Origin of the sequence: Enterococcus viikkiensis (assembly GCF_005405345.1) — a bacterium.
Lineage (GTDB): Bacteria > Bacillota > Bacilli > Lactobacillales > Enterococcaceae > Enterococcus_A > Enterococcus_A viikkiensis.
In genome coordinates this window covers 1-25,815 of the sequence record NZ_BJDW01000010.1, presented here as the reverse complement: position 1 = coordinate 25,815, position 25,815 = coordinate 1, and the positions used below count along the sequence as shown (strand labels likewise).

Sequence of the window (25,815 nt, the reverse complement as noted above, 5' to 3'; positions counted from 1 at the left end):
AAACTGTTGTTTTTAATTGCTTGATGGAGGGGTCACGCTTTCTTCTGGCGGCGGTGGTGTTTGACTCGAAGAAGGCTCAGATGGCTCCGGTCCCGCAGAAGAAGAAGAAGGAGTCGGCGATGGTGTCGGAGTCGGTGTCACTTCACTGCTGCTTGAAGGCGTTGGTGTTGGAGCTACAGTAGAAGACTCCGGAACACTTGGTTGTACTTGCGCACTACTACTTGGAGCAGTGTATTGATTATAAGATGTATTGTTATTATAATAAGAACTTTGGCTTGAATAGCTTGGCTGCGTCGGAACCGCTGATGATCCTTTGACATAAAGCTCGTTTCGACTTCGAATTACATCGTCTGGCATTACCCAATCATCATTGGGCACATTTTCAGATACATAGCTCATCAACTCGCGGTAAACCTCTTGAGCGATATTTGATGAAGCATCAGTGATCGGTGTCATCCGTTTGTCGTAGCCTGTCCAAATGGATAAAGAATAATGTGGTGTGTAGCCGGTAAACATGACATCCGGTGAGATTGATCCTAAATGAGGGATCTTCGCTAATTCATCGTCAGTATAATTGGAAGTTCCTGTTTTGCCCGCTTGGAATAGGTTGGGGATTTGGGCATAAGTCCCAGTCCCTTTTAAGATAACGTCTTTTAGGATATCAGTGATCATATAAGCGGTGTAGGGTTCCATCGCTTTTTCGCCTTTGTTCTCGAAGGTCTGTTCTGATCCGTCTTGATATTTTATTTTATTGATATAAAGTGGTTCGTTATAGGTTCCGCCATTGGCAAAGGCAGCATAAGCGGCAGCCATCTTTTCGGTGGAGATACCATATTTTGTGCCATCTTGCGTTTCAGTATTACTTGAAATCGCGTTTGATTGTTGAATGTCTTTGTATTGGATACCTAAATTTTTCAAAAATTTCGCGGCATTTTCCGCGCCAACTTCATTAAAAACTTTAACTGCTGGCACATTCCGTGAATCATAAAGTGCTTTGCGATATGTGATCCGGCCTTGATAGGTCAGGTCCCAGTTTTTCACTTCATTTTTCGTTCCAGGGTAGAAGTAAGGAGCATCATCGATCATGGTTCCTGTTGATTTTTGTTCATATTCAAACATTGGGCCGTAATCGGTAATTGGCTTAACCGTAGAACCAAAGTCACGGTTTGTATTAACTGCTCGATTCATTCCTAAGTAAACGTCATCAGCAATATTTCGACCACCAATTTGAGCGGTGACGCGTCCGGTTTTACTATCAACAAGCGTTGCAGCAACTTGTAGGTCTTTATCTGGATATTGAACGTATTCATCGCCATTAACAATAGAATATAGTTTGTTTTGAGCGTCTGTATCTAAATTTGTGTAGATATCTAAGCCATCGGTATAAACATTTTTTCCAGTTTTTGACTCTACTTGAGCAATCACTTCTTTAACGTAATTATCTGCTACTTTACGTTCTTGATTATCAGTTTGTAAAGGTAATAGTCCTTGATCGATCGGTTCTTTTGTTGCCGTATCATAATTTTCCTGTGAGATTTTTTTATTCTTTAGCATAGTGTAAAGAACCGTATAACGACGTTCTTTCGCAGCTTCAGGGTGTTTATAAGGATCATATGAATTTGGGGCTTGTGGCATGCCAGCTAGTAATGCAGTTTGAGCGATAGAAAGATGTTGAAGTTCTTTTCCAAAATAACTTTCTGCTGCTGTTTCCATTCCGTAAAGACCGTTAGCCATGTAAACTTTATTGATGTAGTAAGTTAAAACTTCTTGTTTTGAATATTTTTTTTCAAGCTGAATTGCCAGCCAGGCTTCTTGAGCTTTCCTACGCAGTGTCTGATCAGATGCTTTTGTAGAGAAAAAGGAAAGTTTCACGAGCTGTTGAGTCAAGGTACTTCCACCTTGAAGCCCTCCTTTATTCGTGATGTTGTGTAATGCTGATCCTAAAATCCGTACAGGGTCAACACCATTATGTTTAAAGAAACGACGGTCTTCAACAGACACGATCGCGTCATCTAGTTCTTGCGGAATTTTGTCAGCCGCAATTTTTTCCCGCTTCTCCGCACCTAAGTCTTCAAACTCATTGCCATCAATGTCAAAGAGTTTTGAAGAAACAGTCGCATCTAACTTTTTTTCAGACAAATCCGGTGCATCCTTCACGTAGTAGAAAAAGATACCGATGCCGCTTAAAAGGGCGACGCAAAGAAATCCAACGATAGCAATCATGATTTTTAAGCCGATGTGCCGGTTCTTTTTCATTTTTGGTTGAGTTTTCTTTACTTGAGGGGTTCGCGAATTTTTCTGCGAACGAGAGGGCTTAGCCATTTGATTAACTCCTTTTTTCAAGATATTGTTCCACCGCAGTTAAGTATGGAATCCTTGGCGCGATTTGCGGCGTGATCTCGATACCAACGGTTTCGATTGTCTCTAGCGGTATTGATTTTTTGCCAGTTTCTTGTTCTTGCCAATAGGTGATCAGTTTTTCAGCAGAAAGAAAAAAACAACGATTTAAGCTTGAAAACCATAATAAGGCAAAGCAGACTGCTTCCTGCTTCAAGCATTGCGCCATATGGGTGATTTGATGCTGATGGAAATTTTTCAGCGGGAAAGAAGTTTTGTTTTTTGTTTCTTTCGCTTCAAAATCTAAATAGTACCCACGATAGACACCATTGTAATCCGTTGTGGAGGGTTGCCGGAAGTAAGCTTCGCGAATCACCGCAGCACTCCGTTTAGGATAGTCGACTTTAACGATTTGAAGTGGTGTTGGCTTTTTATGGACAACTGCCTTATCATGAGTAATATAGTATTCGTTGCTTTGATTGATGGCTTCTTCAAAGCGCATCCCGCGATTGGCAAACGTTGTTTCTTTTTTTAATGAAGCTTCTCGCGGATTTTTTTGTGAAAATAATTGACCATTAGGATAATAGAAGGCCATCTTTATCACACTCCTATTTGCTATTATATCAAATTTTTTTGCAAGATATTTTAATTTTAAGTGAAAGTAAGGAAAAAAAATGAATGAAACCATCAAGCGCCTGTATGTCACTGGATATCAAAGCTATGAACTAGGAATTTTTAGCGAGCAAGATCCGCGAGTGCAAGTAATTAAGAATGTTTTAAAAAGAGAATTGACAGCGTTGATTGAAAACGGACTTGAATGGATCATGATCAGTGGTAGTTTAGGAACAGAAGTCTGGGCAGGCCAGGTAGTCAATGAATTGAAAAACAATTATCCAGAACTGCACCTAGCAATTATCTTTCCTTTTGAAAACTTTGGAAATAATTGGAAAGAACACAATCAATTAATTTTAAGCGAGCTTGTCCAAAAGGCTGATTTTGTTGAATCAGTTAGCCATCAACCTTATCAAAATCCTGGACAATTTAAAAATCATGTAAGTTTCTTATTGGAGCATACAGATGCTGCTTTAGTAGTATATGATACTGAGTATCCAGGTAAAAGTAAATTTTTCTTAGCGGATGTTGAAAAATACCAATTAAAAAATTCTTACGATTTACTTACAATCACGATGGATGATTTAGAAAATTCCTCAGAACTTGGGGATAGTGTTTGATTTCCTTCGATATATCAGCTAGAATATATTGGAAAGTAAATTAAGTTAAGAGCTAATGAGGTGGAAAAATGGCGAATGTAATCTATACTCCTAATGATATTTTGGAGCAAGAATTTAAAACAAAAATGCGCGGCTATGATCCAATCGAGGTTGACGAATTTTTGGACAATGTAATCAAAGATTATGAAGCTTATAACAAAGAAATATTGACCTTGAAAGAAGAAAACGATCGGCTGAAAGCAAAAGTTGAACAGCTATCAAAAGCACAGCCAACTGCTTCGCGTGTAAAAGAAGCGGCTCCTAAGAGTTCAGCGGTTACGAATTTTGATATTCTGAAACGTTTATCAAATCTTGAGAGAGAAGTTTTCGGCAAGAAATTAGATCAGCAATCAGCAAACAACGCTGCGTCAACTGATTTTAGCCAAAACTACACACAAGACGAAAGTGATATTGAAAAAACTCGTCAATTCTAATTAAATGATGCAATTTTTTGGTGATCGCGGTCTACATTACGTAGGCTGAGGAAAGTCCATGCTCGCACAGACTGCGATGTCTGTAGTGTTCGTGCTTAGCGAAACCATAAGCTAAGGTACTTCTTTTGAAGTAACGGCAGAAAAAAGGGCTAAGGAGCAATCTATGCCTGAGTATTCTTGAAAGTGCCACAGTGACGAAGCATTTTGAGAAATCAAAATGGTGGAACGCGGTAAACCCCTCGAGCGAGCAACCCAAACAATGGTAGGGGCGCTTTTTCTAAGGAAATGAACGATGAAAGAGACGGCAATTTTGCCGGAGATAGATGATTACCACGTTGTTCTCACTACCCTGAGTAGTTCAACGTACAAAACATGGCTTACAAAAAATTGCAGCAATTCAGGGAACCTTCCAACTTTGTTGTGAAGGTTTTTTTTTCGAGTGAGGCTTTTCGCCGTGTATATCTTATGAGGTAACCCATTGTTCTATAAAAAATTGAACAAGCCGTGTGGCCTCATCGTACATGTAGAAGAGAGTGATGTCATTTTTCATGTTTTTGAAAAAATAAGCTACTATATATTATATTAGTAAAAAAGGAGCTATTATGGAAAAACAATATAACTTAATTGCCACTGCAGCGGCAGGTATTGAAGCGCTGGTCGGCAAAGAATTGAGAGATTTAGGGATTGATTGCCAAGTTGAAAATGGACGCGCCCGTTTCAAAGGAAATTTAGAAACAATTGCCACCGCAAATTTATGGTTGCGAACAGCGGACCGAGTGAAAATCATCGTTGGCGAATTTGATGCCTATACGTTTGATGAATTATTTGAAAAGGTCAAAGCGATCCCTTGGGAAGATGTGCTACCTTTGGATGCCGAGTTTCCAGTAGCTGGACGTTCAATCAAATCAAAATTATACAGTGTACCAGATTGCCAAGCAATCACGAAAAAAGCGATTGTTGAACGCTTGCGTGAAGTTTATCATCGACCTGCACGTGTACCATTGGCGGAAACAGGTGCTTTGTTTCAACTAGAAGTCGCATTGCTGAAAGATCATGTCGTTTTGACATTAGATACGACTGGACCAAGCTTGTTTAAACGTGGTTATCGGTTAGAAAAGGGTGGGGCACCATTAAAAGAAAATATGGCGGCAGCCTTAGTGATGCTGACAAATTGGCGCAAAGATCGGCCTTTCTATGATCCTGTTTGTGGTTCAGGTACGTTATGTATCGAAGCAGCTTTAATCGGCCATAATATCGCCCCTGGTTTTAATCGCGGATTTGCTTGTGAGGATTGGGAGTGGTTTGATCCTCAGGTGTTTGAAAAGGTACGCGCAGCAGCGGATGAAGCAGCGGATTATGATATCGTGTTAGATATTGCTGGTTCGGATATCAATGGTCGGATGGTTGAAATTGCACAAGCCAATGCGGAAGAAATTGGGTTAGGAGATTCCATCCAATTCAAGCAACGGGCGGTGAAAGATTTCAAAACCGAAAAGGACTACGGTGTGATCGTAGCAAATCCACCATACGGAGAACGTTTGGGAGAAGAAGAACAGGTTCGGGTTTTGTATAAAGAAATGGGAGAGGTCTTCCGTCCATTGAAAACATGGAGCAAATATATTTTGACGAGCGATTTGGCCTTCGAAGAATTCTATGGTGCAAAAGCCACGAAGAAACGAAAATTGTACAATGGTGCAATCAGAACGGATCTATTTCAATATTGGGGCGAACGCCCACCAAGAAAGCCCCGTAACGATGCAGAATAAGCTGGAGATGATTCGCCAGTACGCCAAGGAAAAGTTAGGTAGCGATCGTAGTGGACATGATTTTTATCATGTGGAGCGGGTGGCTAAGATTGCCAGTAGATTGGCTGAACAAGAAGGGGTAAAAGATCAAGCAATCATTGTAGCAGCTAGTTATCTTCATGATGTAATCGATGATAAGGTAGTTGCAGATATCGCGACAGAAGCCGATGAACTTCGTATATTTTTAACAGATCTGGGGCTTTCAGAAGGCGAAATAGAAGAAATCTTTTATATTATTGAGAACCTTTCTTATTCGAAGGAGCTTGAGGCTGGCAAAGCACAACTATCATTAGCGGGTCAAATTGTTCAAGATGCAGATCGCATCGATGCTTTAGGGGCGATCGGCATCTTACGAACGGCCTATTACGGTGGACATACCCAAAGCCCGTTATATGATCCCAATGTAGCGCCTAAACGTTTTACAACGAAACAAGCATATCGGGAAAAAAGTACCGTGATCAATCATTTTTATGAAAAATTGTTTAAGTTGCCTGAAACGATGAATACATTGGCAGGTAAAGAAGAAGCAGGGAAGCGAAAGACCTTCATGGAAGAGTTTTTAAAAAGATTTTATGAAGAGTGGGATATATAAGTCAGTTGTAGTTAGATTTAAAACAAAATTTGAGAATTTAATGCAAATAAAGCATTATACTTCCTGTCATAACATTTTTCTTCTATAATGATCAATGGTTAGGAGGAACTCTAAAGATGTTACATCAGGAAATATTGAGTCCCAATGAAGTCGCTATAAAACTATCCAATTTATCAGAAGGATTGTTTGCTATTCGTTGTGAACTAAAAAATAAAACCTATCAAATTATTCTATATAAGTATCAGGCGGATTATTTTCTAATTGAAAATCCTGCTCTCGTTACTGTGCTGCTGGAAAAAGACACCCATGTTTTTAGCAGTCCCGAACAGCTTTTAAATGAGATTGAAATCAGTTTTGAAAATAATCAATATCTTGCGGCCTCTAAAGAGTGGGTTCGTTTAGATTTAAATACATTGAAATTGTTAAATGATGTTGAAATCAAATTCTTTAGCTTAGAAGAATAACAGGCTGCCTGTTATTCTTTTTTTCTAAATTGACGAAACAGATAATAGACATTGATGCCTGTTAAAATAGCACCTGAAATGAAGGGTACGATTAAACGTCCTTGGCTGTAGCCGAAGCTTTTTTCAAAGCTGGCTGGGGTGCTAAGCTTGATGACTGTTCGACTATAATTATAGACTTGATAGCTAAAAGTCGTTAAAAAGACGGATATCAAAGTTAAAACAAACCGTCGATATTCTTTTTGTTTTGCTTTTTTAAAAAAGAAAAAAACAGCGTATGCAACTAATAGTGCCGCCGGGACGCCAAAGGCAAAAAGGGGATTTAACATTTAGAATGACCTCCATGAATTTTTTATCAATGAACTTTATTTTGTAGATACTGCATTTATTTTACCACAACTTTTTAAAACTCTTTATTATCACCATCTGTTTCACTAACTATGACGAATGAGGGAATTGCATGAACAGTTATATTTTTCCAATTAAAGCGGCGGTGCTGACTTTTCCATTTTTAGCGATGCTGATTGCTGCACCTTTTTTAATTTACTATTATCGAAAGTATGGGCAATTAGGCAAACTTCGAAGCTTAATCTTGTACTCCTTTGTTTTCTATTTATTATGTGCTTATTATCTAGTAATCTTGCCACTGCCAAGTATCAGCGCCGTGGCGCAAATGACGAGTCCACGCTATGAACTGCATTTATTCCAGTCGTGGCACAATTTTATGAACCAAACGGTGCTGCAGTTGAATCATCCTAGCACGTATCTACCAGCGATGAAGCAAAGCGTTTTTTTGGAGCCGGTCTTTAATATTTTCTTATTGTTTCCTTTTGGAATTTATTGTCGGTACTATTTCAAATTCTCGATTAGTAAAACGATCCTGGCAAGCTTTTGTTTGTCGCTCTTTTTCGAGCTGACTCAGCTAAGTGGGTTGTATTTTATTTATCCAAGACCGTATCGTCTGTTTGATGTAAATGACTTGCTGCATAATACGATTGGTGGCACTATCGGCTTTATTTGTGCACCGCTCTTTACATTCTTTTTACCAACCAGAAATGAATTGGACTCTGAATCTCTGGAAAAAGGTCATCGAGTGACGCTATTGCGCCGGTTGGTAGCTTTAATAATCGATTGGATCGTTATTAATTTTATCAGTACGATTTTGAGCTTTTTTTCAAGCCTGTTACCAACTAAACTGAATGATTTTCTAAGCTATCCATTTGTTAATCTCGTGCTTCAGGTAACTCTTTATTTTATGATTTTGATGTATTTCTGGAATGGACAGACGATAGGGAAGAAAGTCGTACGGATCCAAGTAATTGAAAACGGACGAGAACATATTCGATTCAGTAGTTTGGTTAAACGCTACAGCGCGTTTTACTTCCTTTTGTATGGCCTTTTAATGATTTTTCAATTTACTATGACTCATCTGACAACAACCAACCACACTGTTTTTATTGCTTATGTTACTTTTGGGCTACTTAGTTTAGGAATTTTGCTTTTATTTCTATTCAACTTATTGTATGCTCTCATAAGGAGAAAAAACCGCCTATTCCATGACAAAGCAAGCCACACGTATACGATTAGTACGTTAAAGAAAGAGGTATAACATGCGAACGTTTGAATCATTTAATTTCCAACCATTTATTTTTGAAGCGATCAAGGATAAAGGTTTTACCGAACCAACAGAGGTTCAAGAAAAATTAATTCCTTTAATTAAAAAAGGAAAAAATGTGATCGGTCAGTCTCAGACCGGTTCTGGTAAGACCCATACTTTTTTATTGCCATTGATGGATAAGATCGATGGCACAAAAGACGAAGTGCAAGTGTTAATCACTGCACCAAGTCGGGAGCTTGCTGCTCAAATTTATCAAGCAGCCAGCCAAATCGCAGAATTTTCACCTACAGAGATTCGTGTATCGAATTTTGTTGGAGGAACCGATAAGCAACGTCAGTTAGATAAATTAACTAGTAGTCATCAGCCTCATGTAGTGATCGGCACACCGGGGCGTATCTTAGATATGATGAATGAGCAGGCGTTGAAAGTACACACGGCGCAACATTTTGTTGTCGATGAAGCGGACATGACCTTAGATATGGGCTTCTTGCATGAAGTCGATCAAATTGCTGGACGTTTGCCTAAGCATTTACAAATGCTGGTTTTTTCAGCGACGATCCCAGAAAAATTACGTCCTTTCCTATTAAAATACATGGAAAATCCAGTGATGGAAGAAATCAAGTCAAAAGCGGTCATTTCGGATACGATTGAGAACTGGCTGATCTCCACTAAGGGAAAAGATCGCAATCGTTTGATTTATCAATTGTTAACGGTGGGACATCCGTATTTAGCGATTGTTTTTGCCAACACGAAACAGCATGTTGATGAAATCAGTGGCTACCTGAAAGCACAGGGCTTGAAGGTCGCAAAAATTCACGGAGATATCTCGCCACGTGAACGAAAACGGGTGATGCGTCAAGTTCAAAATTTGGAATATCAATATGTAGTCGCCACCGATCTGGCTGCCCGCGGGATCGATATCGAAGGCGTTTCTCATGTGATTAACGCGGAAATTCCACAAGATTTAGATTTCTTTATTCACCGTGTCGGACGGACCGGCCGTAATGGAATGTCAGGGACAGCGATTACGCTGTACAGTCCAAGTGATGAAAACAGTGTGAATTTAATCGAGAATCTTGGCGTGACTTTCCAACCGAAGGAAATTAAAAATGATGAGATCGTTGACACCTATGACCGCAACCGTCGTAAAAAACGTGAAAAATCAAAAGATGAATTAGATCCTACCTTGATTGGTTTGGTCAAAAAATCGAAGAAAAAAATCAAACCTGGTTACAAAAAGAAAATTGATCGCGCAATCTCAGAATCAAATAAACAAAAACGTCGCCAAACTCGTCGCCAAGAAGAACGTGGCGCACGAAAAAACAAAAAACGTTCGAATTCATAAGCCAAAAAACGCTAGCCCCGACTATTCGTCGGCAGCTAGCGCTTTTTGCATTTTTACGCAAGGAATGCCATCTTCCTTAAAAATATCGGATACGACATGGTACCCCGATTTTTCGTAAAAAATTTGTGCACTGACTTCAGCTGAAAGTAGAGAAGTCTTATACCCTTCAGCCAAGCCTAGTTTTTCTAATTTTGATAAAAGTTTTTTCCCTAGCCCTTGCTGACGAAAACTTCTGGCCACACATAATCGATCAGGATTCAAAATAGTGTTATGAATCGTTTGAAAACGAGCGGTTGCCACCGGTATATTTCCATCGAAAAGAACGATATAGCGCCGATCCGGCGTATCCAACGCATCGAATTCTAGTTCTGGTGAAATTCCTTGTTCTAAAACAAAGACTTGGTAGCGCAAACAAAAGGCAGCTGCTTGCGTAGCTGGTTCAGATCCGAAAATTTCCCTCATCTTTTTCCTCATTTCATGCTGATAATGGTATAATTTTATCATAGTAGTGTTGGAGGAGGCAGAAAGTTTTATGAACTTATTAGATCAATTAGACTGGTCCTATTGGAAACGCTTAACACCAAAAGAAAAGCGAACGTTGTTAAGTCAGTTATTGCTACATTTTGTAAATCCTTTAATGAAGATCTCAGATATTGAGCTAAAAGATTTCGAATTATATGGTATTAAATGTCAAACGTTTCAATTGTCTTTCGATGAAGAAGAATTTGTTTTTATTCCTGGAAACAAAGATGCCATCTTGGGGTGGAATCTTGGAACAAAAGGACTGTCATTATTAGAGACGGCACCAAATGCAAAAGAGATCACAATTCCCGAAGAGTTGCGTGGACAATATAATTTTTTTGATGTGGATTCGTTAGGGGAACTGATCAACGATAAGACGACTAATTTGCGTAAAGTCCAAATCCCACCAATGTTTGTTCAGCGACAGGCATTACCGGCTGGTACCAGTTATCTAGGGGTTTACGATGCGGTCACAGGCAGTTTTGAAGGAGAAGCGGATCAATTTTCAGCCTTTGAACAAGAAATCAAAGACGTACTGTTTCCAACTTTAACGGCTGAGGAAAGTATGGTTTGGTCTTTCCCGAAAAATGTCTTGAAAGAAGAGCGCTGGTATATTGAAATGGTTCCCAACAGCGATTATTACCACGTCTTTAGTCACGAGAATCACACGTATTCCAGCTTGCGAAAGAAAATTCGTAAAAAGAACTTTGATTTATTAACGGAGGATCAGTGGGAATACGTAAATGGAGCTGGAAGCCGTCGTTTATTCCGCTGGGGCAATGATCTAAACATTAATGATCCCTATCGTGGAAAAAGTGTTCGTAAAATGATGGAGAAAGCCAATATGTTTGGCCTGTTTTTTGATACCTCAATGGAACGCTTTGAGATCACAGAAGATCCCGGGGTCTTAAAGTTACGGAATAAAAAGAATCAAGTTGGAATACCGATCGTTGATTTCTTACCACTTGCGACCTACTTTGCGAATGATGCGATGCTGTTGCATGAAAAAGTTTTAGCACCAAGCGAGTATTTATACCGTAAAGCAATCTTAATCAAAGTCTAGTTTGACTTTTGTCAGAGTTTTTTCTATACTCTTAACAGGATATGGTTTATTCTTTACGCCTCCACAGAAAGTGTACGATTGCTGAAAGTTGCACGTGGCGAAAAATAAATTGCTCCCCAAAAAATTTTGATTGAAAAATCAACGCTGCTCAGCGTTAACGAGCTGAAGAGGTAATGATCAAACTATCATTGCAATCAAGGTGGTACCGCGAGTTTTCGTCCTTGACTGCAGTGGTAGTTTTTATTTTTTTTAGGAAAGAGGAGAATAGATGAAAAAATTATCAAGCGCTGAAGTGCGCCAAATGTTTTTGGATTTCTTTAAAACGAAGGATCATATGATCGAACCAAGTGCGTCATTAGTTCCGGTTAATGACCCAACCTTATTATGGATCAATTCTGGTGTTGCTACCATGAAAAAATACTTTGATGGCAGTGTGGTACCGGAAAACCCACGGATCGCTAATGCGCAAAAATCAATTCGTACTAACGATATTGAAAACGTTGGAAAAACAGCGCGTCACCATACGATGTTTGAAATGCTAGGAAACTTCTCGATCGGGGATTATTTTAAAGTCAAAGCCATCGAATGGGCCTGGGAATTTCTGACATCACCAGAATGGATCGGCTTTGATCCAGATAAATTATATGTCACCGTCTATCCAGAGGATAAAGAAGCAAAACGGATCTGGTTAGAAGAAGTTGGTATTCCAGCGGATCATGTCGTTGAAATCGAAGACAATTTCTGGGATTTAGGCGCTGGCCCAAGTGGTCCTGACTCAGAAATTTTTTATGACCGTGGAGAGTCTTTTAACGATCTAGCTGAAGACGATCCGGAAAATTATCCTGGCGGCGAAAATGAACGTTACTTGGAAATTTGGAATCTTGTGTTCTCAGAATTTAACCATACCCCACAAGGAACTTACGAACCATTGCCACATCAAAATATTGATACGGGCATGGGACTTGAACGGATGGTTTCAATCATTCAAGATGCGCCAACCAACTTTGAAACAGATTTATTCTTGCCAATCATAGGTAAAGTTGAAGAATTAAGCGGCAAAAAATATGGCGTGGATAAACAATTAGATATTTCATTCAAAGTAATCGCCGATCATATTCGTTCATTAGCTTTTGCGATTGGTGACGGCGCTTTGCCTTCTAATGAAGGTCGTGGCTATGTGTTGCGCCGTTTATTACGTCGTGCAGTGATGCATGGTAAAAAATTAGGCATCGATCAAGCCTTCTTGTATAAATTAGTCCCTGTGGTGGGCGAGATCATGGTGAGCTATTATCCCGAAGTCAAACAGCAAGAAGCGTTTATCGAAAAAGTTGTTCGCACGGAAGAAGAACGTTTCCATGAAACGATTAACGACGGCTTAACGATGTTAAACGACGTCTTGGCTGAATTAAAGGATCATAATGAAACCACTCTGAACGGGAAAACGATCTTTAAGTTATATGATACATTCGGCTTCCCAGTTGAATTAACGGAAGAAGTTGCTGAAGATGAAGGCCTGAAAGTTGACCACGAAGGTTTTGAAGTCGAAATGGAAGCGCAAAAAGAACGGGCGCGGGCTGCACGAACTACTGAAAAATCAATGGGGGTTCAAACGGCTTTACTAGGTGACATCAAAGTCGCCAGCAAATTTGTCGGCTATGAACATTTAGAAAACGAAAGCGAACTACTTGTGGTAATACAAGATAATGGAATCGTTGCTGAAGTGTCAGAAGGCGAAGCACAAGTAATGTTTGCTGAAACGCCTTTCTATGCTGAAATGGGGGGACAAATCGCGGATATTGGCATGATTGTTGATCAATCCGGGAAAATCATCGCCAATGTCGTAGATGTCCAAAAAGCGCCTAATGGCCAAGCCTTGCACACAGTTGAAGTACTGGCTCCATTAAAAGAAGGCGAAAACTATTTCTTACAAGTTAACGCTGCTTTCCGTAACAAAGTCATCAAAAATCACACAGCGACTCACGTCTTGCATAAAGCCTTGAAGGAAGTGCTAGGCGCTCACGCGAACCAAGCGGGATCATTAGTGACGGACAAACATTTACGCTTTGACTTCACACATTTTGGTCAAGTAACAGCTACTGAGTTAAAAGAAATGGAAAAAATCGTCAACCAAAAAATTTGGGAAGCCATTCCGGTCGTAACGATCGAAACTGATATTGACACCGCTAAAAACATGGGTGCGATGGCATTGTTCGGCGAGAAATACGGCCACGATGTTCGTGTAGTTAACATTGGCGACTGGTCAATCGAATTGTGTGGTGGAACCCACGTAGCGAATACGGAAGACATCGGCTTATTCAAAATTGTTTCTGAATCAGGCATCGGTGCTGGTGTTCGACGGATCGAAGCGTTAACAGGAAAAGAAGCCTATGAAGCGTTCCGTGAAGAAGAAGAACAACTAATCAAAGTCGCGCAAATCGTGAAATCCCCACAAATCAAAGAAGTCGTCAGCAAAACGGAACAATTGCAACAGCAATTACGTGAACTACAAAAAGAAAATGAACAGCTAGCAACAAAATTAGCCAATCAACAAGCTGGCGATGTCTTTAAAGATGTGAAGGAAATCAACGGAACGACTGTGATCACAGCGCAAGTCAACGTAAAAGACATGAACCAATTACGTCAATTAGCCGATCAATGGAAACAAAAAACTTTATCTGATGTTTTAGTTCTTGGCACGGTCCAAGGAGAAAAGGTCAACCTTTTAGCAGCTATGAGTCCAGCAGCTAATGAAAAAGGTTTAAAAGCAGGAGACTTAATTAAAGCAATCGCACCAAAGGTTGGCGGCGGTGGCGGCGGCCGTCCAGATATGGCCCAAGCTGGAGGGAAAAATCCAGCCGGTTTATCCGCTGCCTTGGCAGAAGTAGCCAATTGGTTAGCGTAATTTAAAAACAGAAAAACAGCGTCAAGCGGGAGAGTCGCAACTAGCTAGAAAGCTAGTGTGTGCGATAGTCTGAGCGAGACGCTGTTTTTTTTATTTGTTCTAAAACAGCGTGTTTCTTTTAAAGCGTCTCGACTTTCGGTATAATCAAAATGAGAAAATTAGTTGAAAAGAGGGGACCATTTGGGAATTATTGAACAAATTATCTTATTTATTTTTATCGCCAATGCGATTGGTGCAATTATTACCGTTTTCAGGAAGCCTAGAAATATTACGACAATCTGGGCATGGTTGTTGACCTTGATCTTTTTACCCGTAATCGGTTTTTTAATTTATGCTTTTTGCGGTCGTGGAATCGATGGGGAAACGATGTATCGTTTCGAGCAAGAAGACGAAAAAAGAGTGAAAGAAATCAACGAAATGATTCGTCAAGACAATCAGCATGTGGATTATAATGAGCCAGACCAGCTTTATCCTACAGCGAAAGCTTTAGTAAAATTCTTTCAAAATTTAGACGAGTCGCCTTTAGCGATTCGCAATGAGCTGGAATTCTTTTTAGACGGAAACGATAAGTTTGAACGGTTGTTTATTGATTTAGAAGCTGCAAAAAGCAATATTCACGTAGAATACTATGCGTTTTTCAATGATCACATCGGAAATCGCTTTTTACGTATCCTTGAAAAAAAAGCAGCTGAGGGTGTCGAGGTACGGATGATTTATGATCCATGGGGTTCACCTAAAACGAATCGAAAGTTTTTTGAAACGTTGATTAAAAACGGCGGGCAAGTGACGCCGTTCATTACGTCCAAAAATATTTTAGCGAAAACACGTTTGAACTACCATTTGCATCGGAAAATTGTAGTGATAGACGGTCAAATTGGTTGGACTGGTGGTTTTAATGTAGGGGATCAGTACTTAGGTGAGTCGGAACGTTTCGGTCGCTGGCGTGATACTCATGGAAGAATTGAGGGTACTGCCAGTTTTACTCTACAAGAAATCTTTATTCGCGATTGGAATGCGTCAGTGGCTAACAAAGAAGATCGGATGGCTTATTTTCCAGAATACTTCGTGCTGCCTGAAAAAGAAATCAAAAAAGGGGTACCGATGCAGATTGTGGCGGACGGACCAGATTCGGCAGAAGAGCAGATTATCAAGGATGGGTTTGTGCGGCTAATTTTGTCGGCTGAAAAAAGTGTTTGGATCCAAAGTCCTTATTTAGTTCCAGACGAGACGATGATTTCAGCAATCTTGATCGCCGTTCGTTCAGGAATTGATGTGCGTATCATGGTGCCGAATATGCCAGACCATCCTTTCATCTATCGGGCTACGCAATACTATGCTAACTTTTTACATCAGCGAGGCGTAAAGATTTACCATTATGCCGATGGCTTTATTCACGCCAAAACGATCGTCGTTGATGATGAGCTGGCTACTTTCGGCTCAACCAACCAAGATATTCGAAGTTATGAGTTGAATTTTGAAGTCAGCAGCTTCATTTATGATCCGGCAGTAGCTAAGCAGTTCAAAGAAATATTTGAAGCTGATATGAAAAATTGTATTCAATTAACCGATGAAATGATCGCGAATCAATCTTACTGGTTGAATTTCAAGCAACGCTTTTCACGCTTGCTTTCCCCGGTACTATAATTTTTTCTGCAGGCCTTGCCGTGCTAAATTATCCGCCCCCTTATTTTTTGCTTCAGGGATCCACTGAAGGAGAAGGAGGGGGAATTGTGGTGTCAATTCATTAAACTCTGATAAATATGGAAGGAATCGCTTGTTTTTTGTTTGTCCTTGGTCTAGAATTTTTATTGCAGTTTTACTATCGGAATAAATAAAAACCGTTTGATCATTTAACTGATGATCAATTAAATAATGCAGTGCATGGATAATAATCGCTAGCTCAGCTTGATGATTGTCGGCTTCTATCAGTGGTAGAGCCAATTGTTTTTGTTCTTCCGCGATTATGACGATGCCACCGCCGCTTCTTTTGGTATTGCTAGCGGCATCTGTAAAAACTTTTATCATGATGACCATCCTTTTTGTTAATAAAGAGAATTTTTTTTTGGTGAAAAGGAGATTACGGCATTAGTTGATATTGAGTTTGTGAACCCTTTTTTAAGACTAGGAGTATAGGAATGAATGAGAAACGTTATTTTTGGCAACCAGAATTATCGATTAGTATTATCTACTGGTCATCGACCTTCATTGTTCTTTTTTATGGTTTGATTCTAACCCTTGAAAAGACGCATCCTTATTTACAAGGAAATATCATTATCGGCCTCTTTATTTTCTTCGTAGTGATGGGACTCCATCGCTATTTATTGATTAATGAAAAAGAGATCAAGGTTCGCTTTTCAAGAGTTTGGAGGAGGGAAACGATCCTTAGAGAACATATCGATTGTTTAATTGTTCGAAAAGATGGCGTGGTTCTTAAACGCAAAGGGCTAAGTGGGACAAATTTTCACTTAGGGCTAACAAAAAAAAGTAAGGCATCTTTTGTCGCTACGTTTTCAGCCTATTACCCTGAGATCGAAATAAAGCAAGAAATAAACGAAAAGATCAGTCATGACTGATCTTTTCGTTTATTTCTTTTTAACATGGGCAGCCTGCATACCCCGGGCACCCTCTACAATTACAAATTCAACTTCGTCACCAGAATCCAATGTTTTGAATCCCTCTTCTTCAATAGCAGTGAAGTGAACAAAAACTTCTTGATTCTCTTCATAGTCAATAAAACCGTATCCCTTTTTTTCATCGAACCATTTAACAATGCCGCTATTCATTCTGCAACACTCCTTTGCAATTGCTGATTTCATTATACGTGATGGAAACAAAAATTGCGAATCAATGAGTTTACCGATTCTCAGTAGTGTTTTTCTTAAAAAAATTCGTTATAATATTATTGAACGAATAAAAAGGTATATTTCTCTGAATAACGTTCGGGAAAGGAAGTTTTTATGAAATCAGATATCGAAATCTCACAAGCAACCTCGTTAACACCAATTACGGAAATCGCTGAAAAAATCAATTTATCTTTTGACGATCTCGAGCTCCACGGAAAATACAAAGCAAAAATCGAGTTCGATGCATTAGATCGAATGAAAAAAAATCCAGAAGGAAAACTGATCCTAGTCACCTCGATCAATCCAACCCCAGCCGGTGAAGGAAAGTCAACAATAACCATCGGCTTAGGGGACGCCTTAAATAAAATTGGCAAAAAGACAGTGATTGCACTTCGAGAGCCTTCTTTGGGTCCTGTGATGGGAATCAAAGGTGGAGCAACGGGTGGTGGTTATGCACAGGTGTTGCCAATGGAAGATATTAATTTGCATTTTACTGGCGACATGCATGCGATTACTACCGCAAACAATGCTTTGTCTGCCTTATTAGATAACCATATTCACCAAGGCAATGAATTAAATATCGATGCTCGTCGCGTGATTTGGAAACGAGTGGTCGATCTAAATGATCGTGAGCTGCGCCATATTACGGTGGGCTTAGGAGGTCCGATTAATGGTGTGCCGAGAGAAGATGGCTTTGACATTACTGTAGCCAGTGAGATCATGGCAATCCTTTGTCTAGCAACAGACATTAATGACTTGAAACGGCGTTTGTCGAACATCGTTGTCGCCTATACCTTTGAGCGTGAACCGGTCACTGTCGGGGATTTAAAAATTGAAGGTGCGTTGGCATTAGTGCTGAAGGATGCGATCAAACCGAATCTCGTTCAAACAATCTATCAAACACCCGCCTTTGTTCATGGCGGTCCCTTTGCAAACATCGCTCATGGCTGTAATAGTATATTAGCCACAAGAGCCGCACTTCATAGTGGAGATTACGTCGTTACTGAAGCTGGCTTTGGTGCAGACCTTGGTGGTGAAAAATTCTTGGACATCAAGGTACCAAGTTTAGGCAAGGCGCCGGATGCAGTCGTGATCGTTGCTACGATTCGGGCTTTAAAGATGCACGGTGGGGTCGCAAAAACAGATTTAAGCGCTGAAAATCTCAGTGCCCTAAAAAATGGCTTCAGTAACTTAGCCAAGCACATTCGCAATATGCGTAAATATGGGTTACCAGTTGTAGTAGCAATCAATCAATTCATCAGTGATACTGACAAAGAGATTGAATTGTTAAAAGAACTTTGTGCCAATGAAGATGTCAAAGTTGAATTAGCAAGTGTCTGGGAAAAAGGACCAGACGGTGGGATTGATTTAGCGAATACGCTAGTAGAAACAATTGCGACAGAAGAAAATAATTTCCATTCAATCTTTTCTCGCGATCATGATGACCTTAATGAAAAAGTAGAAACCATCGTTCGAGAAATCTATGGTGGCTCCGATGTAGTTTATAGTAAAAAAGCATTGCAGCAGCTTGCCAGTTTTAAAAAATATGGGTGGGATCGTTTACCAGTTTGTATGGCGAAAACACAATATTCATTGTCAGATGATCCAACGAAGCTAGGTGCACCTAGCGATTTCGAGGTAACGATTCGTGAATTTGTACCAAAAATCGGTGCAGGTTTTATCGTTGCTCTAACCGGGGATGTCATGACGATGCCAGGACTGCCAAAAAAACCGGCAGCATTAAATATGGATGTTGACGAAAAAGGCAACGCCATCGGATTGTTTTAAAGTAAAAATTGAATAAAACAGCGTTGAACTCTTAGGAAATTGTATAAAGAGGAGTTCAATGCTGTTTTTTTGCATATTATTGTAAATAAACTACAAATAAATTTATAAAAAACCATTGACTTGCATAAAACCAAAACGTATAATCATCTGAAATAGCAGTTTTCTAATCATAATTTTATAAAATTGCAAGGAGGGATTAATATGAAGGTAGCGATTATTGGGGTGACAGGATACAGTGGTGTGGAACTGATTCGTATTTTGTTACAGCATCCAAAGGTGGATATCGTCTCAATCCATAGCCATTCACAAAATGGCCAAGAAATCGACCGCAATCTGCCGCATTTAAAACAGTTATTAAGCCTTCCTTTAGAGCCAATCGATCCAATCAAAATAATGGCGCAGGCCGAGTTAGTTTTCTTCGCAACACCGTCAGGCATATCAAAGGAGAGCGCCGCAGCGTTCTTGGAAGCAGGTTTTCCAGTGATTGATCTGTCCGGTGATTTCCGATTAAAAGCCGATGGGCAATACGAAAAATGGTATAAAAATTCAAGTGCGCCTTTAGAGCTTTTGCAACAGGCCCATTACGGCTTAGCAGATTTCTACAACAAGCCGGCTTCTAAATTGATTGCCAATCCAGGCTGTTACGCTACGGGTACGTTATTATCATTGGCTCCTTTAGTTCAAGAAAAGATAATTGAACCGACTTCAATTATTGTTGATGCAAAATCAGGACTATCAGGATCAGGAAAAAATTTATCTGAGTCGAGTCATTTCGTCAATAGTAATGAGAATATGACTTTGTATAAAATGAATAGTCATCAGCACATTCCAGAGATCATGCAGCAGCTACAAAAATGGAACGCAGAAGTACCTGCTATTCAGTTCTCAACGTCATTAATCCCAGTCACTCGGGGAATTTTTATCACAACCTATGCCAGAAGCAGTCAGAAAATCGCACAAGGAGACATCTGGCGCTTGTATCAGGACTTTTATCAAGAAAAGTATTTTGTCCGAATCCAAGAACAAGAGAGTTATCCCAGCTTACGACAAATCATTGGCTCCAACTTTTGTGACATTGGTGTGGCTTATAACGAGGTTACCCATATTATAACGGTCGTTACTGTATTGGATAATTTAGTCAAAGGTGCAGCAGGGCAAGCAGTCCAAAATTTAAATCATTTAGCGGGCTGGGATGAAAAGACCGGATTGGAAATGATTCCGATCTATCCGTAAACCATTCGAGGAGTGAACTAGATGAAAATTATTGCAGGAACTATCGCAAGCCCCAAAGGATTTCACGCGGCAGGCTTACATAGTGGTTTAAAAAAAACTAAAAAAGATTTAGGCATGATCTATTCAGACGTCCCAGCGGCAGCCGCCGCAGTTTATACGACGAATCAAGTCAAGGCGGCTCCGATTTTTGTTACGAAAGAAGCGATGGTCGATGGAACCATTCAAGCGGTCGTTGTAAACTCGGCGTATGCCAATGCTTGTACCGGTAAAATCGGATCAGAAAATGCCTTGGCGATGCAGGCTTTAGCGGCTGAACAATTGGCCGTCCCTAAAGAAACGGTCGCAGTGGCTTCTACCGGAGTGATTGGCAAACAATTGCCGATGGAAATCATCGAAAAAGGGATTAAGCAAATTGACTTGCCAACAGCGAATCCTTATGACTTTCACGAAGCGATTTTGACTACTGACACCAGCACCAAAGAAATCGTTGTTTCTGCTGAGATCAATGGTCAAAGAGTAACAATGGCCGGTGTTGCTAAAGGATCGGGGATGATTCATCCCAACATGGCGACCATGTTAGCTTTTATTACTACGGATGCACAGATTTCAGCTGAGTTATTGCAAGGAATCTTAGCCGATAAAACAGAAACCACCTTCAATCAAATCACGGTAGATGGTGATACTTCAACCAATGACATGGTTTTAGTTCTAGCCAATGGCTTGGCGGAAAATCCTATGATCGAAATAGATACACCTGCTTACGAGACCTTCATTGAAATGTTTCAACTGGTGAGCGAAGCATTAGCCAAGCTGATTGCAAAAGACGGGGAAGGTGCAACCAAACTGATCGAGGTGGAAGTCGTGGGAGCAATTAATCCAAGTGATGCCCGCCTAGCTGCTAAAAAAGTTGTCGGTTCAACTTTAGTCAAGACGGCGATGTTTGGTGAAGATCCAAACTGGGGACGGATCATTTGTGCTGTAGGCTATGCCGGTTCCCAAACGGACCCTGAAAAAATTGATCTGTGGATTGGCCAGCAACAATTATTAAAACACAGCCAGCCGCAGGAGTTTAATGAAACCGAGATGAAACACACGCTGGAAAAAGAAACGATCCTGATCACGGTGGATTTAAATATCGGAGAAGCCAAAGGCAAGGCTTGGGGCTGTGATTTGACTTATAAATATGTTGAAGTGAATGCGTTGTATCATACCTAAATCGAGCAAATTAAGGAGCGAATAATCATGGGTAAAATAGTCGTTAAAATTGGTGGCGTCGCCAGCGATAATCTAACAACAGGTTTCTTTAATCAAATCAAAGACTGGCAAGCGCTGGGACATGAGATCATCATTGTTCATGGCGGCGGTTATTATATCTCGGAAATGATGAATCGCCTGAATATTCCCGTCGTCATCAAAGACGGTTCACGGGTCACGACTGTGCAAGCGTTAAAAATCACACAGATGGTTTTGATTGGACAAGTGCAGCCGATCATTACCACACTTTTTCAGCAGCAAGGCTTTTTGCCGATTGGCCTAAATGCTTCTTATGGCGGACTGATTCAAGGAAAAGTAATCGATCAGCAAAAATTAGGCTTTGTGGGAGAAATTACAGAAATTAATCCCGAGGTGATCAAGAATGTCTTAGCGAAGCAATATATTCCTATCGTTGCACCATTAGGAATCACTAAGACAGGGCAGTGGCTAAATGTCAACGCCGATACGACCGCTTGCAAAATTGCGGAAGCCATCGATGCAGAAGCTTTGTATTTATTGACAGATGTTCCTGGTGTAAAGTATCAAAATCAATGGCTGGAAAGAATCACCATTGAAGAAGTGAAAGCATTAAAAGCGGAGGCAGTCATTACTGGCGGTATGATCCCTAAAGTCGACAGTGCGGTAGATTCCCTTGAAAATGGGGTGAAACAGGTTCATATCACAAATTGTATTGAAACAGCGGGTACGATCATCACAAAGGAGGCGGTATTCGTATGAGCTATCTATTTCCAAACTATGCCAGAGACATGATTGATCTCGTTGATGGTACAGGTAGCTATGTCTATGATCAAAACGGAATAGCTTATTTAGATTTTATGAGTGGGATCGCCGTCAATAATCTAGGACATAAACATCCGAAGGTGATGCAGGCGTTGCAAGAGCAGTCACAAAAAATTTGGCACAGCTCTAATTTATACACGAATCACTTGCAAGAGAGCGTCGCCGAAAAATTAACGATGGGCAAAGATTATCTCGCCTTTTTCTGTAACAGTGGGACGGAAGCGAATGAAGCAGCTATTAAATTAGCCCGAAAAGCCACTGGCCGGCCTAAAATCATTAGTTTTTTACACTCCTTCCACGGCCGGACCTATGGCGCATTAAGTGCGACGGGACAGCCGCAATTGCAACAAGGATTTTTTCCCATCGTCGAAGGGTTTGACTATGTACCTTATAACCAGCTCGAGCCACTAAAAGAATTGTTGGATGAAGACGTGGCGGCGGTCATGCTAGAAGTTATCCAAGGAGAAGGCGGCGTGATTCCGGCAGAAAAAGCGTGGCTGCAGGCAGTTGCCAAATTATGCAAAACTAATGGTAGCTTATTGATCATAGATGAGATTCAAACAGGAATGGGCAGAACCGGAAATTTTTATGCCTTTGAGGCCTATCAGCTCGAACCGGATATTATTACCTTGGCGAAAGCTTTGGCAAATGGAATCCCAGTTGGTGCGATGTTAGGAAAAAAAGAACTAGCGGAAGCTTTCGGTCCTGGTTCACATGGGACGACCTTTGGCGGCAATAATCTGGCTATAAAGGTAGCAGAAACGGTAGTCAGTGAGATCAACCAGCCGGAATTTTTAGCAGATGTTAAAGCAAAAGGGACTTTTTTAAAGGCAGAATTAGCAAAACTTACAGACGAATTAGAAAAAGTGGTGGAGGTACGCGGTGAAGGATTGATGATGGGGATACAACTTGACTCACCTGAGACCTTACAAGCAGTGATCCAAACCTTGAAGCAAGAAAAATTATTGGCGATTAAAGCTGGCGGCAACGTATTGCGTTTGTTACCACCCTTAACTATCAACCAATCCGAACTTGTAAAAGGTGTTGAGCTTATTAAGCAGGCTATTTTGCAATAAGGTGTTTAAGAAATAGAGCGATGAGGGATCATCGTTCTTTTTTTGTGCCTGAGGCTTTCCATAGCGTGTTTTTTCACTTATACTGAACCTATTGAAAAAAGTATACTAGCTAGTTTAGAAGGAGTGGACCTCGTGGGAGACAATGCGGATCTTTTTTTAAGTACCTTCAATCGAATTGAAAAGGAATTAAAACGTTTATTAGGAAATCCAAGTAATATGGGCTTTAGCGAAGCTGTTCGCCGTCTTTCAAAGCGCCGCGATAATGTGATCGGCGGCAACGAGAACGATCTATTACAGTTGGCTCAGCTACGCAATGCGATTGTTCATGATCAAGTGGCGGATGATTTTGTGATTGCAGAACCGAATGACTGGGCAGTGGCACGAATCAAAGAGATTGAAGAAAGTTTGTTGCGGCCAGAAAAAGTTTTACCGCGGTTTGGTAAGAAAGTAACGGGCTTTGAACGTAATCTACCAATGATTGAAATCATGAAGATCATTAATAAAAAACGCTTTTCACAATTTCCGGTTTATGATTCCGGTAAATTCATCGGGCTGGTAACCTTGCGTACGATCGGATTTTACTTTGCACAGGAAAGTTTGAACGGTTCAGTTAAGCTTGAGGGCCGAATAGCAGAAGATTTATTACGGGCGAACGGCAAACAAGCGAACTTTAAGTTTGTCTCAGCTGAGACGAAGGTTTCGGAAGTGGAACAAATGTTTCAAACAGAAGGAATCTTGGAAGCTGTTTTGATTACTAAAAATGGAGATTCGGATGGGAACCTTTTGGGCATCATTCGACCACGTGATATTTATGTTCAAGAAGGGGAGCAGTAATTTTGATAGCAGTTTATTTAGTACTTAGCGGTGTCCTTATTGCTTTGGATCAATGGTTCAAATGGTGGATCGTGAATCAATACAATTTTGGTGACAGCCAAACAATTATTCCAAATGTTTTATCATTAACCCATATTCGGAACACTGGAGGAGCCTTCAGCTTGTTTGAGGGCCAACAAATCTTTTTTATCGTCATTACGGTTGTAGCAGTGTCCGCTGTGATCTATTATTTGGTCAAACACCTCCATGAAAGCAAATGGTTGACGATTGGTTTGAGTTTCTTTTTAGCCGGTGCGATCGGTAATTTTATTGATCGTATTCGTCTAGGGTTTGTCGTTGATATGTTCCGGTTCGATTTTATTAACTTCCCGATTTTCAATATAGCAGATATGGCCCTGGTCACAGGTGTCATTATGATTTTTATTTATATTTTATTAGATGAGAGAGATAAGAAAAATGGATAATCAAATTGAAGTAATTATTAAAACAGAAACTGGGCGGATCGATAAGGTCTTAAACGATCGTTTGTCGAATTATTCTCGCTCTCAGATTCAGCAATGGATCAAAGATCAGCATGTATCGATTGACGGCAAAACAGTCAAAGCCAACTACAAAGTTAGTGCTGGGGACAAGATTTTGATCGAGATTCCCGCACCTGAAGAATTGGATCTTGTACCGGAGAATCTGGACTTAGTCATTGTTTATGAAGACGAGGATGTCGTCGTAGTCAATAAACCCCAAGGCATGGTGGTCCATCCATCAGCTGGACATCCCCAAGGCACGTTAGTAAATGGGTTATTGTATCAAGTGAAGAATCTTTCAACGATCAATGACGTGATTCGTCCTGGGATCGTTCATCGGATTGATAAGGATACGTCTGGATTATTAATGGTTGCAAAAAATGATCATGCTCATGAAGCATTGGCAAAACAATTGAAAGATAAAACATCTTTGCGAAAATATGTTGCTTTGGTTCACGGCGAGATCCCTCACGAAAAAGGGCGGATCGAAGCACCAATCGGCCGATCGAAGGTCAATCGAAAAATGCAGGCAGTCATTGAAGAGGGCAAACCTGCCGTGACTCATTTTGAAGTGTTGCAACGCTTTGAAGGTTTTACGTTGATTGAATTACAATTAGAGACAGGTCGGACACACCAAATCAGAGTCCATATGCAATACATTGGTTATCCGGTCGCCGGTGATCCCTTGTACGGACCGAAAAAGACGTTAAAAGGCAACGGACAATTTCTTCACGCCAAATTATTAGGCTTTGAGCACCCAACGACTGGCGAGATGATGGTCTTCGAAGCACCATTACCAGAAATTTTCAAAAAAACTTTGAAACAGTTAAAAGAAAAAGATTGATTTCTTATTTCAGGAATAGTATAGTGTTTTTAGTAAGAAATAAATAACTGAATAGGATCCTTTAAGAGTAGTCCCGTGAGGCTAAGAAGGAAGTCGATAGTAGTTTGAGCTAGGTGCGCCTAGATGAACGCTATCATTTTGACGAAGTCGATAACATTCCTCCTACCTAACTACGGGTAGGAGTTTTTTTATTGCGCCGATTGTAAAATTAAGCTAGACAAATAAAAAAGTCATTTGTGCTACACTCAAGATAGTTCCCGCAAAAGAATTA

At 40.3% G+C, this 25,815-nt stretch carries 25 protein-coding genes and 1 other RNA gene; 20 read left to right on the top strand and 6 right to left on the bottom strand.

Going from position 1 to position 25,815, the window contains the following annotated elements; all coding sequences use genetic code 11:
* Positions 1–12: 12 nt before the first annotated feature.
* The gene (locus tag FFM67_RS06725) at positions 13–2,322 is read right to left on the bottom strand and encodes a PBP1A family penicillin-binding protein (RefSeq protein ID WP_137613809.1); all 2,310 of its coding nucleotides are present in this window, start codon (positions 2,320–2,322) and stop codon (positions 13–15) included.
* Positions 2,323–2,326: 4 nt separating this feature from the next.
* A complete protein-coding gene (gene recU / locus FFM67_RS06720) occupies positions 2,327–2,932 on the bottom strand; it encodes a Holliday junction resolvase RecU (protein WP_137613808.1) in 606 nt (201 codons plus the stop codon).
* Between the two features lie 79 nt (positions 2,933–3,011).
* Here recU and FFM67_RS06715 point away from each other — a divergent pair, with 79 nt between their 5' ends.
* From FFM67_RS06715 to FFM67_RS06690, 6 genes are all read left to right on the top strand, one after another.
* Positions 3,012–3,569, top strand: coding sequence for an SLOG family protein (locus FFM67_RS06715; RefSeq protein ID WP_137613807.1), 558 nt, complete (start codon positions 3,012–3,014; stop codon positions 3,567–3,569).
* 68 nt (positions 3,570–3,637) lie between these two features.
* On the top strand, positions 3,638–4,042 hold the full coding sequence (gene gpsB, locus FFM67_RS06710; protein ID WP_137613806.1) for a cell division regulator GpsB: 405 nt from the start codon (positions 3,638–3,640) through the stop codon (positions 4,040–4,042).
* A 12-nt stretch (positions 4,043–4,054) separates the two neighbouring features.
* Positions 4,055–4,427, top strand: an RNA gene (gene rnpB, locus FFM67_RS06705) — RNase P RNA component class B.
* A 217-nt stretch (positions 4,428–4,644) separates the two neighbouring features.
* The gene (locus FFM67_RS06700) at positions 4,645–5,808 is read left to right on the top strand and encodes a THUMP domain-containing class I SAM-dependent RNA methyltransferase (protein ID WP_137613805.1); all 1,164 of its coding nucleotides are present in this window, start codon (positions 4,645–4,647) and stop codon (positions 5,806–5,808) included.
* Positions 5,798–6,439 (top strand): HD domain-containing protein, encoded by a 642-nt coding sequence (locus FFM67_RS06695; RefSeq protein WP_137613896.1) that lies wholly within the window; start codon positions 5,798–5,800, stop codon positions 6,437–6,439. Before FFM67_RS06700 ends, FFM67_RS06695 begins: the two co-directional genes overlap by 11 nt.
* Positions 6,440–6,555: 116 nt before the next feature.
* A complete protein-coding gene (locus FFM67_RS06690; protein ID WP_137613804.1) occupies positions 6,556–6,903 on the top strand; it encodes a hypothetical protein in 348 nt (115 codons plus the stop codon).
* Between the two features lie 11 nt (positions 6,904–6,914).
* On the opposite strand, the gene FFM67_RS06685 is transcribed toward FFM67_RS06690, so the two are convergent.
* Positions 6,915–7,229: a hypothetical protein gene (locus FFM67_RS06685; RefSeq protein ID WP_137613803.1), complete on the bottom strand. Its 315-nt coding sequence runs from the start codon at positions 7,227–7,229 to the stop codon at positions 6,915–6,917.
* Positions 7,230–7,360: 131 nt separating this feature from the next.
* On the opposite strand from FFM67_RS06685, the gene FFM67_RS06680 reads away from it, so the two are divergent.
* Positions 7,361–8,509, top strand: coding sequence for a VanZ family protein (locus FFM67_RS06680; protein ID WP_137613802.1), 1,149 nt, complete (start codon positions 7,361–7,363; stop codon positions 8,507–8,509).
* A gap of 1 nt (position 8,510) precedes the next feature.
* On the top strand, positions 8,511–9,863 hold the full coding sequence (locus FFM67_RS06675; RefSeq protein WP_137613801.1) for a DEAD/DEAH box helicase: 1,353 nt from the start codon (positions 8,511–8,513) through the stop codon (positions 9,861–9,863).
* 21 nt (positions 9,864–9,884) lie between these two features.
* Here the strand turns inward: FFM67_RS06675 and FFM67_RS06670 are convergent, their stop codons facing one another.
* The gene (locus tag FFM67_RS06670; protein WP_137613800.1) at positions 9,885–10,325 is read right to left on the bottom strand and encodes a GNAT family N-acetyltransferase; all 441 of its coding nucleotides are present in this window, start codon (positions 10,323–10,325) and stop codon (positions 9,885–9,887) included.
* Between the two features lie 70 nt (positions 10,326–10,395).
* Between FFM67_RS06670 and FFM67_RS06665 the strand changes: the two genes are divergently transcribed.
* The 3 genes from FFM67_RS06665 to cls all read left to right on the top strand — a co-directional run bounded on the left by FFM67_RS06665 (position 10,396) and on the right by cls (position 15,994).
* The gene (locus tag FFM67_RS06665; RefSeq protein ID WP_137613799.1) at positions 10,396–11,448 is read left to right on the top strand and encodes a DUF7278 family profilin-like fold-containing protein; all 1,053 of its coding nucleotides are present in this window, start codon (positions 10,396–10,398) and stop codon (positions 11,446–11,448) included.
* 268 nt (positions 11,449–11,716) lie between these two features.
* Positions 11,717–14,350 (top strand): alanine--tRNA ligase, encoded by a 2,634-nt coding sequence (alaS, locus tag FFM67_RS06660; protein ID WP_137613798.1) that lies wholly within the window; start codon positions 11,717–11,719, stop codon positions 14,348–14,350.
* Positions 14,351–14,530: 180 nt separating this feature from the next.
* Entirely contained in the window at positions 14,531–15,994 is a 1,464-nt protein-coding gene (gene cls, locus FFM67_RS06655) for a cardiolipin synthase (protein WP_137613797.1), read from the top strand.
* Here the strand turns inward: cls and FFM67_RS06650 are convergent.
* Positions 15,989–16,375: a ribonuclease HI family protein gene (locus FFM67_RS06650; RefSeq protein ID WP_137613796.1), complete on the bottom strand. Its 387-nt coding sequence runs from the start codon at positions 16,373–16,375 to the stop codon at positions 15,989–15,991. The genes cls and FFM67_RS06650 overlap by 6 nt on opposite strands.
* 110 nt (positions 16,376–16,485) lie before the next feature.
* Here FFM67_RS06650 and FFM67_RS06645 point away from each other — a divergent pair, with 110 nt between their 5' ends.
* Entirely contained in the window at positions 16,486–16,923 is a 438-nt protein-coding gene (locus FFM67_RS06645) for an EbsA family protein (protein WP_137613795.1), read from the top strand.
* 9 nt (positions 16,924–16,932) lie between these two features.
* Here FFM67_RS06645 and FFM67_RS06640 read toward each other — a convergent pair whose 3' ends face one another.
* Complete coding sequence (locus FFM67_RS06640) at positions 16,933–17,133, bottom strand: cold-shock protein (RefSeq protein WP_071861345.1); 201 nt, start codon at positions 17,131–17,133, stop codon at positions 16,933–16,935.
* A 174-nt stretch (positions 17,134–17,307) separates the two neighbouring features.
* Here FFM67_RS06640 and FFM67_RS06635 point away from each other — a divergent pair, with 174 nt between their 5' ends.
* From FFM67_RS06635 to FFM67_RS06600, 8 genes are all read left to right on the top strand, one after another.
* Positions 17,308–18,981, top strand: coding sequence for a formate--tetrahydrofolate ligase (locus FFM67_RS06635; protein ID WP_137613794.1), 1,674 nt, complete (start codon positions 17,308–17,310; stop codon positions 18,979–18,981).
* A gap of 201 nt (positions 18,982–19,182) precedes the next feature.
* A complete protein-coding gene (gene argC, locus FFM67_RS06630) occupies positions 19,183–20,214 on the top strand; it encodes an N-acetyl-gamma-glutamyl-phosphate reductase (RefSeq protein WP_137613793.1) in 1,032 nt (343 codons plus the stop codon).
* Positions 20,215–20,235: 21 nt separating this feature from the next.
* Positions 20,236–21,429, top strand: coding sequence for a bifunctional glutamate N-acetyltransferase/amino-acid acetyltransferase ArgJ (argJ, locus tag FFM67_RS06625; protein ID WP_137613792.1), 1,194 nt, complete (start codon positions 20,236–20,238; stop codon positions 21,427–21,429).
* Positions 21,430–21,456: 27 nt separating this feature from the next.
* The gene (gene argB, locus FFM67_RS06620) at positions 21,457–22,206 is read left to right on the top strand and encodes an acetylglutamate kinase (RefSeq protein WP_137613791.1); all 750 of its coding nucleotides are present in this window, start codon (positions 21,457–21,459) and stop codon (positions 22,204–22,206) included.
* Positions 22,203–23,345 carry an acetylornithine transaminase gene (gene argD, locus FFM67_RS06615; RefSeq protein WP_137613790.1) on the top strand — a complete coding sequence of 381 codons (1,143 nt, stop codon included), beginning with the start codon at positions 22,203–22,205 and terminating at the stop codon, positions 23,343–23,345. Before argB ends, argD begins: the two co-directional genes overlap by 4 nt.
* A 132-nt stretch (positions 23,346–23,477) precedes the next feature.
* The gene (locus FFM67_RS06610; protein ID WP_137613789.1) at positions 23,478–24,179 is read left to right on the top strand and encodes a CBS domain-containing protein; all 702 of its coding nucleotides are present in this window, start codon (positions 23,478–23,480) and stop codon (positions 24,177–24,179) included.
* Between the two features lie 2 nt (positions 24,180–24,181).
* The gene (gene lspA, locus FFM67_RS06605; protein WP_137613788.1) at positions 24,182–24,643 is read left to right on the top strand and encodes a signal peptidase II; all 462 of its coding nucleotides are present in this window, start codon (positions 24,182–24,184) and stop codon (positions 24,641–24,643) included.
* Positions 24,636–25,544, top strand: a complete 909-nt coding sequence (locus tag FFM67_RS06600) for an RluA family pseudouridine synthase (protein ID WP_137613787.1) — start codon at positions 24,636–24,638, stop codon at positions 25,542–25,544. Before lspA ends, FFM67_RS06600 begins: the two co-directional genes overlap by 8 nt.
* Positions 25,545–25,815 lie beyond the last annotated feature (271 nt).